The organism is Glycomyces sp. NPDC050141, assembly GCF_055586545.1.
In genome coordinates, this window is sequence record NZ_JBVJHZ010000051.1 from 23,396 (window position 1) to 35,816 (window position 12,421).

The window sequence follows — 12,421 nt, forward strand, 5'->3', positions numbered from 1 at the left end:
TGGGGAACGTGCCGAAGCAGAACTACGACCAGAGCATCGCGACCGCGCCCGCCGCGCGGCCGCTCGTCGTAGTACTTATCTAGCGCACCGTCGTTCTCCGACGGTGCGCTCGCCCCGTGCGTCTAGCACGCGGGCGATTTTTTCTGCCCGGGGAACGACACCGCATATGTCGAACCAGCCACATCTCCCTATTGGACGAAGGACATGAGCACACCAGTGAAGGCACCGAAGCCAGGGCCGCAGGCTGCCAAAGCTCAGCCCGCGAGGCCGAAGGCCCCCAAGCCGGCTCCTCCGATCGGCGCTTCCGCCGCCGCCCCCGTCCTCACCGGCGCGCAGGCCGTCGTCCGCGCGCTCGAAGAGCTCGAGGTCGAGACCGTCTTCGGCATCCCGGGCGGCGCGATCCTCCCGGCCTACGACCCGCTCCTGGACTCCGAGAAGGTCCGCCACGTCCTCGTCCGCCACGAGCAGGGCGCCGGCCACGCCGCCCAGGGCTACGCGCTCGCGACCGGGAAGGTCGGCGTGTGCATGGCCACCTCCGGCCCCGGCGCGACCAACCTGGTGACCCCGCTCGCCGACGCGCACATGGACTCCGTCCCGATCGTGGCCATCACCGGCCAGGTCGCGTCCTCCGCCATCGGCACCGACGCGTTCCAGGAGGCCGACATCGTCGGCATCACCATGCCGATCACCAAGCACTCCTACCTGGTGCGCGACGGCGAGGACATCCCGCGCGTGCTCGCCGAGGCCTTCTACGTGGCCGCCTCCGGGCGCCCCGGCCCGGTCCTGGTCGACATCCCCAAGGACATCCTCAGCGGGACCGCGCCGTTCGTGTGGCCGCCCAAGATGGACCTGCCCGGGTACCGTCCCACGACGCAGCCGCACGGCAAGCAGATCCGCGAGGCCGCCGCGCTCATCGCCGAGGCCAGGAAGCCCGTGCTGTACGTCGGCGGCGGCGTCTTCAAGTCCGGTGCGGACGCCGAGCTGCTGGCGCTCGCCGAGCTGACCGGCGCGCCCGTCGTCACCACCCTGATGGCCCGCGGCGCGTTCCCCGACTCGCACCCGCAGCACCTGGGCATGCCCGGCATGCACGGCTCGGTGCCGGCCGTCCACGCGCTGCAGAAGTCGGACCTCATCGTCGCGCTCGGCGCCCGCTTCGACGACCGCGTCACCGGCAAGCTCGACTCGTTCGCGCCCGACGCCAAGATCGTCCACGTCGACATCGACCCGGCCGAGATCGGCAAGAACCGCGAAGCCGACGTCCCGATCGTGGGCGACTGCAAGGCCGCGATCGCCGCCATGATCGAGGCCTATGAGGACGGCGGCAAGGAGCGCCTGAAGACCTGGTGGGAGACCCTCGACGACCTGCGCGAGCGGTACCCGTTGGGCTACACGGACATCGACGACGGCCTGTCCGCGCCGCAGTACGTGATCGAGCGCCTGGGCGCGCTCGCCCCCGAAGACACGATCTGGACCGCGGGCGTGGGCCAGCACCAGATGTGGGCCTCGCAGTTCGTCAAGTACGAGCGGCCGGGCACGTTCCTCAACTCGGGCGGCCTGGGCACCATGGGCTTCGCGGTCCCGGCCGCGATGGGCGCCAAGATGGGCCGGATGGACACCACCGTGTGGGCCATCGACGGCGACGGCTGCTTCCAGATGACCAACCAGGAGCTCGCCACCTGCGCGATCGAGGGCATCCCCATCAAGGTCGCGGTCATCAACAACGGCAACCTCGGCATGGTCCGCCAGTGGCAGACCCTGTTCTACGACAAGCGGTACTCGAACACGAACCTGTCGACCCACCACTCCGAGGCGTCCCCGCGCATCCCGGACTTCGTGAAGCTCGCCGAGGCCCTCGGCTGCGTCGGCCTGCGCGCCGACACCGCCGCGGAGGTCGACGAGGTCATCAAGCAGGCCAACGCCATCAACGACCGCCCGGTCGTGGTCGACTTCACCGTCGGCCCCGACGCCATGGTGTGGCCGATGGTCCCGGCCGGGGTCTCCAACGACGAGATCCTCTACGCGCGCGACGTGCGCCCGAACTTCGACGACGAGGGAGAAATCTGATGAGCACCCACACATTGTCAGTCCTCGTCGAGAACAAGCCGGGCGTGCTCGCCCGGGTGGCCGCGCTGTTCTCCAGGCGCGGCTTCAACATCGACTCCCTCGCCGTCGGCGAGACCGAGCACCCCGGCGTCAGCCGCATCACCATCGTGGTGGGCGTCGAGGCGGGCTCGCTGGAGCAGGTCACCAAGCAGCTCAACAAGCTCATCCACGTCCTGAAGATCGTGGAACTGGAAGCGGGCTCCTCCGTGCAGCGCGAACTGCTGCTGGTGAAGGTCCGCGCCGACGCCGCCACCCGCGGCCAGGTGATCGCCGCCGCCGAGCTGTTCAAGGCCCGCTCGGTCGACGTCACACCCGACACGGTCACCTTCGAGGTCACCGGGAACTCCGACAAGATCGAGGCGTTCCTGGAAGTCCTCGAGCCGTTCGGGATCAAGGAGCTCGTCCAGTCGGGGACGGTCGCGCTCGGGCGCGGCGCCAAGTCGATGGCGTCGCTGTCGCGATACGTCTCTCCGAATAGCTAGTAACGAAGGAAGCAGTACATGTCCGCTGAAGTGTTCTACGACGACGACGCCGACCTGGCCCTCATCCAGGGCAAGAAGGTCGCCGTCCTCGGCTACGGCTCGCAGGGCCACGCCCACTCGCTGAGCCTCCGCGACTCGGGTGTCGAGGTCGTCATCGGCCTCCAGGAGGGCTCGAAGTCGCGCTCGAAGGCCGAGGAGGCGGGCCTGAAGGTCCTCACTCCGGCCGCCGCCACCGAGTGGGCCGACGTCATCATGATCCTCGTGCCGGACACGGTGCAGGCCAAGCTGTACGCCGACGAGATCGCGCCGAACCTGTCCGCCGGGAACTCGCTGTTCTTCGGCCACGGCTTCAACATCCGCTACGACCTGATCCAGGCCCCCGCGGACGTGAACGTCGCCATGGTCGCCCCGAAGGGCCCGGGCCACATGGTCCGCCGCCAGTTCGTGGACGGCAAGGGCGTCCCCGCGCTCGTCGCGGTGGAGCAGGACCCGTCGGGCGACACGCAGGCCGTGGCGCTCTCCTACGCGAAGGCGATCGGCGGCACCCGTGCGGGCGTCCTGAAGACCACCTTCAAGGAGGAGACCGAGACCGACCTGTTCGGCGAGCAGGCCGTGCTCTGCGGCGGTGCCGTCGAGCTCATCAAGGCCGGCTTCGAGACGCTGACCGAGGCGGGCTACGCCCCCGAGGCCGCGTACTTCGAGTGCCTGCACGAGCTCAAGCTGATCGTGGACATGATCTACGAGGGCGGCCCGGCCAACATGTGGTACTCCGTCTCCGACACCGCCGAGTACGGCGGCCTGACCCGCGGCCCGCGCGTCGTCAACGCCGAGACCAAGGCCGAGATGAAGCGCATCCTCACCGAGATCCAGGACGGCACCTTCGCCAAGGAATGGGTCGCCGAGTCCGAGAAGCGCGAGAACTACAAGAAGCTCCAGGAGGAGCAGAACAACCACCCGATCGAGGAGACGGGCGCCAAGATGCGCGCCCTCATGCCCTGGGTCCAGCGCAAGATCACCGAGACCGCCTAAGTCTCAAGCACGCTGAAGGCCGGGAACCGCTTTGCGGTTCCCGGCCTTCCGCTTTCTCATGGCGGAGAATGACTGTCCGCGTATAGACGGAGTGGTTCGGGAGAGGCTTCGATGACGAAATTCATGGTGACCGCGAGGCGGGCGCGCGGGTTGTGGGAGCTCGAAGTCCTCGGCGTCGGGGTTACACAGTCGGCCTCCGTCGAGGAGGCCGAGGAGATCGTCCGCGAATACCTCGACTGCCTCGGCTTCGTTCACGCCGAAATTGCGCCGATCACCATCTCCTGGCACGGTTTTCCCGTCATCGACTCGCGCACGAGCGAGGACATCATCGGGTACGACGAGAATGGCCTGCCCACGTAGTCCCTTCTAGAAGAGCACTTCTTTCGTCAAAGGCCGGGAACCGCGAAGCGGTTCCCGGCCTTTGACGTTCCTAGGGGGTGAAGGCTCCTGCTTTGGCGGCGGTGTGGGCTGCGAGGGCTGCTTGGTCGGCGGCGGGGGTGTCTATCGGGTCTCCGGTGATGAGGAGGCGGTAGTAGAGGGGGGCGGAGACGGCGCGAATGACTTCGGTGGGGGAGGTGGCGGGCGGGATCTCGCCGCGTTCGATGGCGGCGGTGACGCAGGGGGCCCATTCGCCGGTGCGGGCGGCGTAGAAGCGCTGGAGGGCTTCGGCGGTCTGGGCGTCGCAGGCGGCGGCGGTGATGAGGGCCTTGAAGAGCGGGCCCTGGCGGGGGTCGCTCAATGTGGACTGGACGAGTCGGGCCTGGGCGGTGAGGTCCCCGAGGAGGGTGCCGGTCTCGGTGCGGGGCAGGGACTCGGCCGCCATCTCGCCGAGCATGTCGGCGACGAGCCCGGGGACGGTGCCCCAGCGGCGGTAGACCGTGGTCTTGCCGACCCCGGCGCGGCGGGCGATCTCGGCGAGGTCGAGGCGGTCGAAGCCGTCCTCGGCGAGGGCGTCTCCGGCGGCGCGGAGCACGGCTTCGCGGACCTTCGCGGTGCGGCCGCCGGGGCGGATCGTGCCGGGCTCGGGACGCTCGTCACTCATAACGGGACTCCAGTTGCATTAAAGGCGGTTCGTGGGCTAGCTTAGTCGAAGTTCTTAACGGAACTGTAGAACCTTTAGAAGGGAACCGTCATGGAATACCGCAGGCTCGGCGCCTCTGGCCTCATCGTCCCCGCCCTCAGCTTCGGCGCGGGCACCTTCGGCGGGCGCGGCCCGCTCTTCAGCGCCTGGGGCGACACCGGCACCGACCAGGCCCGCCGCATGGTCGACGTGGCCCTCGACGCCGGCGTCACGATGTTCGACTCGGCCGACGTCTACTCCGACGGCGAGTCTGAACGCGTCCTCGGCCAGGCCCTCAAGGGCCGCAGGGACAAGGCGCTCATCTCCACGAAGGCGGCGCTTCCTACCGGGGACGGGCCCGCGGATTCGGGTACCGGTCGGTCCCGGCTCATCAAGTCGGTTGAGAGCGCGCTCCGGCGTCTCGACACCGACTACATCGACCTCTTCCAGTTGCACGCGTTCGACGCGGGCACGCCCGTCGAGGAGACCGTGCGCGCCCTCGACGACCTCGTCAGGGCCGGGAAGCTCCGCTACATCGGCGTCTCCAACTTCGCGGGCTGGCAGCTCATGAAGTCCCTCGCCGCCGCCGACGCCCACGGCTGGACCCGCTATGCGGCGCACCAGGTCTACTACTCGCTCGTCGGCCGCGACTACGAGTGGGAGCTCATGCCGCTCGGCCATGACCAGGGCGTCGGCGCGGTCGTCTGGAGCCCCCTCGGCTGGGGCCGCCTCACCGGCAGGATCCGCCGCGGGCAGCCCCTTCCCGAAGGCAGCCGCCTCCACGAGACCGCCCAGTTCGGCCCGCCCGTCACCGACGAGCTGCTGTACGACGTCGTCGACGTCCTCGACGAACTCAGCGAGGAGACCGGGAAGACCGTCCCGCAGATCGCCCTCAACTGGCTCCTGCGCCGCCCCACCGTCGCCTCGGTCATCATCGGCGCCCGCAACGAGCAGCAGCTGCAGGACAACCTCGGCGCGGTCGGCTGGGAGCTCGCCGCCGACCAGGTCGCCCGCCTCGACAAGGCCAGCGCCCGCACCGCCCCCTACCCGTACTACCCGTACGAGATCCAGGAGGGCTTCGCCCGCCTCAATCCGCCGCTCGTCCCCGCTTCGAAGTGATCGGCCCGATCCGGGCCGGTAGGCTCCCGGCGGCGCGAGAATGGGGGGTGGAACCCCCATACCGGCGCCGTCGGGAATCCGCACGGCAAGGCATCCGACCGCGCGGCGCCCGGCGTGCATTCCGCTGCACGAGGAGCACATCATGCCGAAGACATCGAAGGCGAACGCTTCGGAGCACCTGACTCTCGAAGGCTACGAGGGCCACTTCACGGAGATGGCCACCGGCTACACCGTCGCGTTCGAGAAGTACACCGCCGACGCGGACCTCACCGAGTACTTCAAGGGCCTGCCCGACGACCGCTGCCAGTGCCCGCACTGGGGCTACGTCTTCTCCGGGAAGGTGACGTTCAAGACCATGGACGGCGACGAGACGTTCGAGGCCGGGGACGCCTACCATGTCGGCCCCGGGCACACGCCCGTCCTGTACGACGGCACCGAAGTCGTCGAGTTCAGTCCCACCGAGGAGCTGAACCGGACGATCGCAGTGGTCACGAAGAACATGGAGTCGATGGGCTGAGGACGAAACCGGGCCTGAGGCTGTGACTTGACTCGCGTCTATCCTTGGGGGGTGGTTGACCAAGCGGTGAAGACGTACCAGGTGAAGACGTACGGCTGTCAGATGAACGTGCACGACTCCGAGCGCATCGGGGGCCTGCTCGAAGAGGCGGGCTACGTGCCGGTCCAGGCCGACGGCGCGCCCGACCTGGTCGTGTTCAACACCTGCGCGGTGCGCGAGAACGCCGACAACAAGCTGTACGGCAACCTCAGCCACCTCGCCCCGGCCAAGCGCGAGAACCCGGACATGCAGATCGCCGTCGGCGGCTGCCTCGCGCAGAAGGACCGCGGCGAGATCGTCAAGCGCGCCCCCTGGGTCGACGCGGTGTTCGGCACCCACAACATCGGCTCGCTGCCGGTGCTCCTGGAGCGCGCCCGCCACAACCAGGAGGCCGAGGTCGAGATCCTCGAGTCCCTGGAGACGTTCCCGTCCGCCCTGCCCACCAAGCGCGACTCGACCTACTCCGGTTGGGTCTCGATCTCTGTGGGCTGCAACAACACCTGCACGTTCTGCATCGTGCCGAGCCTGCGCGGCAAGGAGAAGGACCGCCGCCCCGGCGAGATCCTGGCCGAGGTGCAGGCGCTGGTCGACGAGGGCGTCTCGGAGGTGACCCTCCTGGGCCAGAACGTGAACACGTACGGGGTCGAGTTCGGCGACAAGCTCGCCTTCGGCAAGCTCCTGCGCGCCTGCGGCGCGATCGAGGGCCTGGAGCGCGTGCGCTTCACCAGCCCGCACCCGAAGAACTTCACCGACGACGTGATCGCGGCTATGGCCGAGACCCCGAACGTCTGCCACTCGCTCCACATGCCGCTGCAGTCCGGCTCCGACAAGGTGCTCAAGGAGATGCGCCGGTCCTACCGGTCGGCGAAGTACCTGGAGATCCTCGACAAGGTCCGCGAGGCGATGCCCGACGCGGCCATCACCACGGACATCATCGTCGGCTTCCCCGGCGAGACCGAGGAGGACTTCCAGGGCACCCTCGACGTGGTCGAGAAGGCCCGCTTTTCCAGCGCCTTCACCTTCCAGTACTCGATCCGCCCCGGCACTCCGGCGGCGACGATGGAGGACCAGATCCCGAAGGCCGTCGTCCAGGAACGCTACGAACGCCTTGTGGCCCTGCAGGAGCGCGTCTCCTGGGAGGAGAACCGCAAGCTCGAGGGCACCGAGGTCGAGGTCCTGGTGACTGTGGGGGACGGCCGCAAGGACGCCGCCACCGGCCGCCTCTCCGGGCGCGCCCGCGACGGCCGCCTCGTCCACTTCACCGTGACCCCCAGCGAGACCGGCCCGACGGGCAACGCGGAAGGCGTACGCCCCGGCGACGTCGTGACCACCGTGGTCACCTACGGCGCCCCGCACCACCTGGTCGCCGACGGCAAGATCCTCTCGCACCGGGCCACCAAGGCGGGCGACGCCTGGGCCGCGGGCAAGGCCACCAAGCTCCCCGGCGTCAGCCTCGGCATGCCGGGCATCGGCAAGAAGCCCCTCCCGAAGCAGGAAGGCCCCGGCTGCGCCTGCTGACCGAGTGATATCACCTCGTCCAAGTGCTATCATCGGGGTATGAAACAGCTGCTCCTCCGCGTTGACGACGATCTCCACGCGCGCCTCACCGAACGGGCGAAGCGTGAGCACCGGTCGGTCAACGCGATCGCGAACGAGATCCTGTCCGTCATCGGCGAAGGCGACGGCCGCAGCGCGACCGAGAAGGTCAAAGCGCGGGCCGCGGCCCTCGGCATGCTGGCGCCCCCGCTGAAGGTCGCCAAGGAAGCGCCGCCGGTCAAGGACGTCGAAGCCCTGCGCTCCAGGGTGCTCGACTCGATGCGCGGCATCGGCCCGATCGTCGACCAGATCTTCGACGAGGACCGGGACCGCCTGCTGTGATCGTCTACGCCGACTCGTCGGTGCTCGCCCGCTCTTACCTGCCCGACGAGCGCGGCCACGTCGAAGCCCTGAAGCTCCTGCGCGACCCCGAGGTGCTGGTCGTCACCGGCTCCTGGACCCGTATCGAGGTCGCCGGGGCCCTGGTCCGCACCGCCCGCGCCAAACGCCGCGACAAGGACCAGCTGCTCGACATCTGGCAGGCCGACACCGCCCCCGAAGGCCCGATCACGATCATCTCCGCGCCGCAGGACGAGGTCGAACGCGAGGCCTTCGAGATCGTCGCGACCCACGGCATCCGCGCCATGGACGCCTGGCACATCGCCACCGCGACCCTCCTCCTCCCCGACCTCGCCGCAGGCGAGCCCTACGCCTTCGCCTCCCGCGACAAGGAACAGGCCGCCGTAGCCGAACTCCGCGGCTTCACCCTCGTCTAGCTGCGAAGCTTGACATTGACACGGTGTCAAGGCGTTCACTGGGGGCAGGAGGTGGTTCCCATCGAGACGGAACGCATGAACACCCGGCTTGTCGAGGCGCTGGCCGCCAGCGCCTCGTCTGCGCGGCTGAAGGCCGCGCTCGCGGCGGGCACTGATCCCGACCCGGCGATGCTCGACGTGCTCGTGGCGCGCTGCGCGGTCGAGCCCGACTTCTATGTGCGCGACATGCTCACCTGGGCCCTGACGCGGCTCCCGGCGGGCCTCACCGTCCCGCGCCTGCTCGCGGAGCTGGAAGCGGACGCCTCGCAGGCCCGGAGCCAGGCGCTGCATACGCTGTCGAAGATCGGGGATGTCCGGGCTTGGCCCGCAATGACCTCGGCGCTGCTGCGCGACCCGGACGACGAGGTCGCCCGAGCCGCATGGCGCGCCGCTGTCGCCGTCGTCCCGGAAGGCGAGGAACTCGCTCTGGCGGAGACACTGGCGTCGCAGCTGGGTCGCGGCGGGCGCGAAGTGCAGCTCAGCCTGAGCCGGTCGCTGGTCGCGCTCGGGGAACTCGTCAATCCGGTCTTGAAGCGGGCGAAGGAAAGCGACGACCCGGTCGCCGCCGCGCACGCGAAGGCCACTGAACGGCTCCTCAAGGACCCGGACGCCGCATTCGAACTCGACATCAAGGAGGCGAAGCGCGTCTTCGCCCTCGGCCCGGAAGGCTGAGCAGGATGCTGATCGGCGAGGTCGCCCGCCGCTCCGGGGTGAGCGCCCGGATGCTCAGGCACTACGAGTCCCTGGGGCTCGTGGCGCCCACCGGCCGCACGGTCGGCGGCTACCGCGAGTACGCCGAAGCGGACATCCAGCGGATCTTCCACGTTGAGTCCCTGCGGACCCTGGGTCTGTCGCTGCGCCAGATCGGCCAGGTCCTCGACGACCCGGGGTTCGCCCCGTCCGCGCTCATCGGCGACCTCATCCGCGAGACCGAGCGCCGCCTGGCCCGCGAGCAGGAGCTGCTCAAGCGCCTCCGTGCGGTCGACGCGTCCGGGCCGACCGCCTGGGAGGGCGTCCTGCGGATCACCGAGCTCCTGCGCGGCCTCGGTTCGCCAAGCGCCGCAAGGCGGCAGCAGGCCGTTCTCTCCCCGGAAGCGGACGTGCCCGCCCCGATCCTCGCCGAAGCGGTGCTCGCCGAGGGCGATCCGCACGTCGCCGGGGCCCTGCGCTGGGCGCTCGCCCGCGCCGATGACGACGTCGTGGCGGCACTGGCGCCCGGCCTCGAATCCCCAGACGCCGACGTGCGCCGCCGCGCGGTCCGGGTCCTCGCGGACCTCCCGGGGGAGGAGTCGGCCGCCGCGCTGACCGGCGCCCTCGCCGACCTGGACCCGCAGGTCCGCGGGCACGCGGCGCTGGCCCTTGGCGTGCGTGGGAGGTCAGCAGCCGTGCCGGTCCTGGTGGCGATGATCGTTGAAGGCGTGAACGACGTGGACGCGGCGGAAGCCCTGGGCGCGTTGGCATCCGACCCGGGAAGGGCTGACGCGATCAAGCGGGCCCTCAGCGGCGAACTCGCCGATCCTGTCGCTCCAGCCCCAGCCCGCCTGCGCTTGGTCCAGGCGCTAGCGGAGTTGCCGACCGCACTCGCGCTGCCGATGCTGCGCGGCCTCGCCGACGACGAGGACCGGACCGTGGCCCGGACCGCCGCCGCGCTGGCAGGCGTGATCGAAGCCCAGGACGGCGTCTGAACCCGCCGCGGATACGACGAAAGCCCACCGGCTCGCAGCCGATGGGCGTCTGGAGGGGGAAGGTAAGTCCGCTTCTCCTGGCGGGACCACCCACTCGGTGGGCTGGCCGGTGACCTCCGAGATGCGGTCGTAGTCGCGGTCGTAGTGGAGCACGGTCACGCCATGCCGCTCAGCGGTGGCGGCGATGAGCAGGTCGGGGAGCTTGACGGATCGATGGAGCGATTTCGCCACCAGTTTGGTATGGACCTCGATAGCGCGGTCCCAGATGTCATCAGGCATCGGAAGCTGTTCGAACTGTCGGCTGAGTTCGAGCCACAGTTCTGCGTCTTGGACGTTGCGCGAGCTGGTGAGCATCTCCATGATGCTCATGGAACAGACGCCGAGGACTCCGCGGTCGGACATCGGGGCGACGCGCGCGAAGACCGATGGCTTCGATTGGCGTGCAAGGACGCTCGTGTCCACTAGGTACTTGGCTACCGCTGCCATATTTGTTTCCGAGCTTCTTCGTCGGCGAGATCGGACAGGTTTCCGGCGGCGAGCCAGTCGAGGAGCTGGCGGCGTTTGTGCTGGGCGACGAACTCCTTGAGCGTGGCGTTGACGGTGCTGACCTTGGTCGTGGTTCCGAGGATCTCCGCGGCTTGCGCGCAGAGATCGTCATCGAGGTTGATGACTGTTCGTGACATTGTTTTCACCCCCTCACCGTAGCCGTGCGTGAAGCTCCAGCATACCTGCCGCGAGTGCGTGTCGCGATCGATTGCGTCGCGTTGACGACACTTTATCTCGATGGCTATCGATATCGATCTCTCGGTATCAGTGATATCGAACGGTTGTGATGATCGTTAGCGTTCTAGTGTGGGCGGCCGGCGCATCGCGCCGCCCGCCCACGTGCGGCCCCTAGTCGGCGACGTTCAGGATGAGCTTGCCTGCTGCGTGGCCGGTCTGGCTTTCGTCTTGGGCCTTGGCCGCGTCGGCGAGTTCGTGGACCGAGTGGATGCGCAGGTCGAACTTGCCGGCCTCGAAGAGGGCCGTGGCCTCGGCGAGGGCGTGGTAGGCGGTCGCGTGGGTCGTCACCTGGGCTTCGGGGACCGAGCCGGAGAAGTCGGCGATCGTGACGACCTGCCTGGGGTCGCCCGTGGCTGCGGCCAGCTCGGGCAGCGAGCCCGCACCGACCGCGTCGATCGCGCCGTGGACGCCTTCGGGGGCGAGCGCGGCGACGCGTCCGGCCAGGCCTTCGCCGTACACCGTCGGCTGCGCGCCGATCGAGCGGAGGTACTCGTGGTTGCCTTCGCTCGAGGTGCCGATGACGTTGAGGCCCTTGGCGACCGCGAACTGCACCGCGGCGCTGCCGACCGATCCGGCCGCGCCGTCGATGACCACGGTCTGGCCTTCGGTGAGCCCGAGGAGTTCGAGCGCGCGGACGGCGGTCTCGGCCGCGGTCGGCAGGGCCGCCGCGAGTTCCCAGCTCATCGAGGCAGGCTTCAGCGTGAAGTTGTCCACCACGGTGTACTCGGCCTGCGCGGTCGGGCCGTAGCCGATGGCCTCGTCGCCGACCTGCACGCCCGTGACGCCCTCGCCGACCTCGTCCACGACTCCGGCCGAGTCGAACCCGGGAATGCCGGGGAAGTCCACCGGGAAGATCTCCTGGAGGTACCCGGCGCGGATCTTCCAGTCGACCGGGTTGACGGCGGCGGTGCGGACCTTGATGCGGATCTGGCCCGGCCCGGCGTGGGGCTCGGGAATCTCGGTCACTTCGAGCACTGAGGACGGACCGTATTCGGCGAAGGTGAGGGCGTACATGGCGGACCTGGCTTTCTGCGTGCGGGCCATGAGGATTCGCGGCCCAGGGGTTTCACGGTTACCGCAGGTCCAACCGCTCGACGCGCACCGGCCATTCCGGTTCGCGTCCGTTCGTGATCATCGACCTTTTCTCGCGCCGGTGGAATACCCGGGGCGGGGGGGGGGGGGGGGGGGGGGGGGGGGGGGGGGGGGGGGGGGGGGGGTGGTGGGGGGGGGGGGGGGGGGTGGCGTCTCCGGGT

14 protein-coding genes and 1 pseudogene are annotated in these 12,421 nt (G+C 69.3%); 11 read left to right on the plus strand and 4 right to left on the minus strand.

Annotated elements, in window-relative coordinates:
* The first annotated feature begins 204 nt into the window (after positions 1-204).
* From ACZ60M_RS22955 to ACZ60M_RS22970, 4 genes are all read left to right on the plus strand, one after another.
* A complete protein-coding gene (locus ACZ60M_RS22955) occupies positions 205-2,064 on the plus strand; it encodes an acetolactate synthase large subunit (RefSeq protein WP_465421180.1) in 1,860 nt (619 codons plus the stop codon).
* The gene (gene ilvN, locus ACZ60M_RS22960; RefSeq protein ID WP_091031133.1) at positions 2,064-2,585 is read left to right on the plus strand and encodes an acetolactate synthase small subunit; all 522 of its coding nucleotides are present in this window, start codon (positions 2,064-2,066) and stop codon (positions 2,583-2,585) included. Before ACZ60M_RS22955 ends, ilvN begins: the two co-directional genes overlap by 1 nt.
* 18 nt (positions 2,586-2,603) lie before the next feature.
* Complete coding sequence (gene ilvC / locus ACZ60M_RS22965; RefSeq protein WP_465421182.1) at positions 2,604-3,614, plus strand: ketol-acid reductoisomerase; 1,011 nt, start codon at positions 2,604-2,606, stop codon at positions 3,612-3,614.
* A 111-nt stretch (positions 3,615-3,725) separates the two neighbouring features.
* Entirely contained in the window at positions 3,726-3,974 is a 249-nt protein-coding gene (locus tag ACZ60M_RS22970; protein ID WP_465421184.1) for a hypothetical protein, read from the plus strand.
* A gap of 70 nt (positions 3,975-4,044) precedes the next feature.
* Here ACZ60M_RS22970 and ACZ60M_RS22975 read toward each other — a convergent pair whose 3' ends face one another.
* Positions 4,045-4,656: a TetR/AcrR family transcriptional regulator gene (locus ACZ60M_RS22975; protein ID WP_465421185.1), complete on the minus strand. Its 612-nt coding sequence runs from the start codon at positions 4,654-4,656 to the stop codon at positions 4,045-4,047.
* A 90-nt stretch (positions 4,657-4,746) separates the two neighbouring features.
* On the opposite strand from ACZ60M_RS22975, the gene ACZ60M_RS22980 reads away from it, so the two are divergent.
* The 7 genes from ACZ60M_RS22980 to ACZ60M_RS23010 all read left to right on the plus strand — a co-directional run bounded on the left by ACZ60M_RS22980 (position 4,747) and on the right by ACZ60M_RS23010 (position 10,385).
* A complete protein-coding gene (locus ACZ60M_RS22980; RefSeq protein WP_465421187.1) occupies positions 4,747-5,793 on the plus strand; it encodes an aldo/keto reductase in 1,047 nt (348 codons plus the stop codon).
* Between the two features lie 142 nt (positions 5,794-5,935).
* Positions 5,936-6,310, plus strand: a complete 375-nt coding sequence (locus ACZ60M_RS22985) for a cupin domain-containing protein (protein WP_465421189.1) — start codon at positions 5,936-5,938, stop codon at positions 6,308-6,310.
* A gap of 51 nt (positions 6,311-6,361) precedes the next feature.
* Positions 6,362-7,867 (plus strand): tRNA (N6-isopentenyl adenosine(37)-C2)-methylthiotransferase MiaB, encoded by a 1,506-nt coding sequence (gene miaB / locus ACZ60M_RS22990; protein ID WP_465421191.1) that lies wholly within the window; start codon positions 6,362-6,364, stop codon positions 7,865-7,867.
* A gap of 9 nt (positions 7,868-7,876) precedes the next feature.
* Complete coding sequence (locus ACZ60M_RS22995) at positions 7,877-8,227, plus strand: FitA-like ribbon-helix-helix domain-containing protein (RefSeq protein WP_465421201.1); 351 nt, start codon at positions 7,877-7,879, stop codon at positions 8,225-8,227.
* Positions 8,224-8,661 carry a type II toxin-antitoxin system VapC family toxin gene (locus ACZ60M_RS23000; RefSeq protein ID WP_465421193.1) on the plus strand — a complete coding sequence of 146 codons (438 nt, stop codon included), beginning with the start codon at positions 8,224-8,226 and terminating at the stop codon, positions 8,659-8,661. The genes ACZ60M_RS22995 and ACZ60M_RS23000 overlap by 4 nt, the downstream gene beginning before the upstream one ends.
* A 75-nt stretch (positions 8,662-8,736) precedes the next feature.
* Positions 8,737-9,372: a HEAT repeat domain-containing protein gene (locus ACZ60M_RS23005; protein ID WP_465421195.1), complete on the plus strand. Its 636-nt coding sequence runs from the start codon at positions 8,737-8,739 to the stop codon at positions 9,370-9,372.
* 5 nt (positions 9,373-9,377) lie between these two features.
* Positions 9,378-10,385 (plus strand): HEAT repeat domain-containing protein, encoded by a 1,008-nt coding sequence (locus ACZ60M_RS23010; RefSeq protein ID WP_465421197.1) that lies wholly within the window; start codon positions 9,378-9,380, stop codon positions 10,383-10,385.
* Positions 10,386-10,514: 129 nt separating this feature from the next.
* On the opposite strand, the pseudogene ACZ60M_RS23015 reads toward ACZ60M_RS23010, so the two are convergent.
* The 3 genes and pseudogenes from ACZ60M_RS23015 to ACZ60M_RS23025 form a co-directional block, all read right to left on the minus strand.
* Positions 10,515-10,871 (minus strand): annotated as a pseudogene (locus ACZ60M_RS23015) (PIN domain-containing protein); the annotation flags it as partial.
* Complete coding sequence (locus ACZ60M_RS23020; RefSeq protein WP_465421199.1) at positions 10,859-11,068, minus strand: type II toxin-antitoxin system VapB family antitoxin; 210 nt, start codon at positions 11,066-11,068, stop codon at positions 10,859-10,861. The gene ACZ60M_RS23020 and the pseudogene ACZ60M_RS23015, both read right to left, overlap by 13 nt.
* A gap of 211 nt (positions 11,069-11,279) precedes the next feature.
* Positions 11,280-12,182, minus strand: a complete 903-nt coding sequence (locus ACZ60M_RS23025) for an NADP-dependent oxidoreductase (RefSeq protein ID WP_465421202.1) — start codon at positions 12,180-12,182, stop codon at positions 11,280-11,282.
* Positions 12,183-12,421 lie beyond the last annotated feature (239 nt).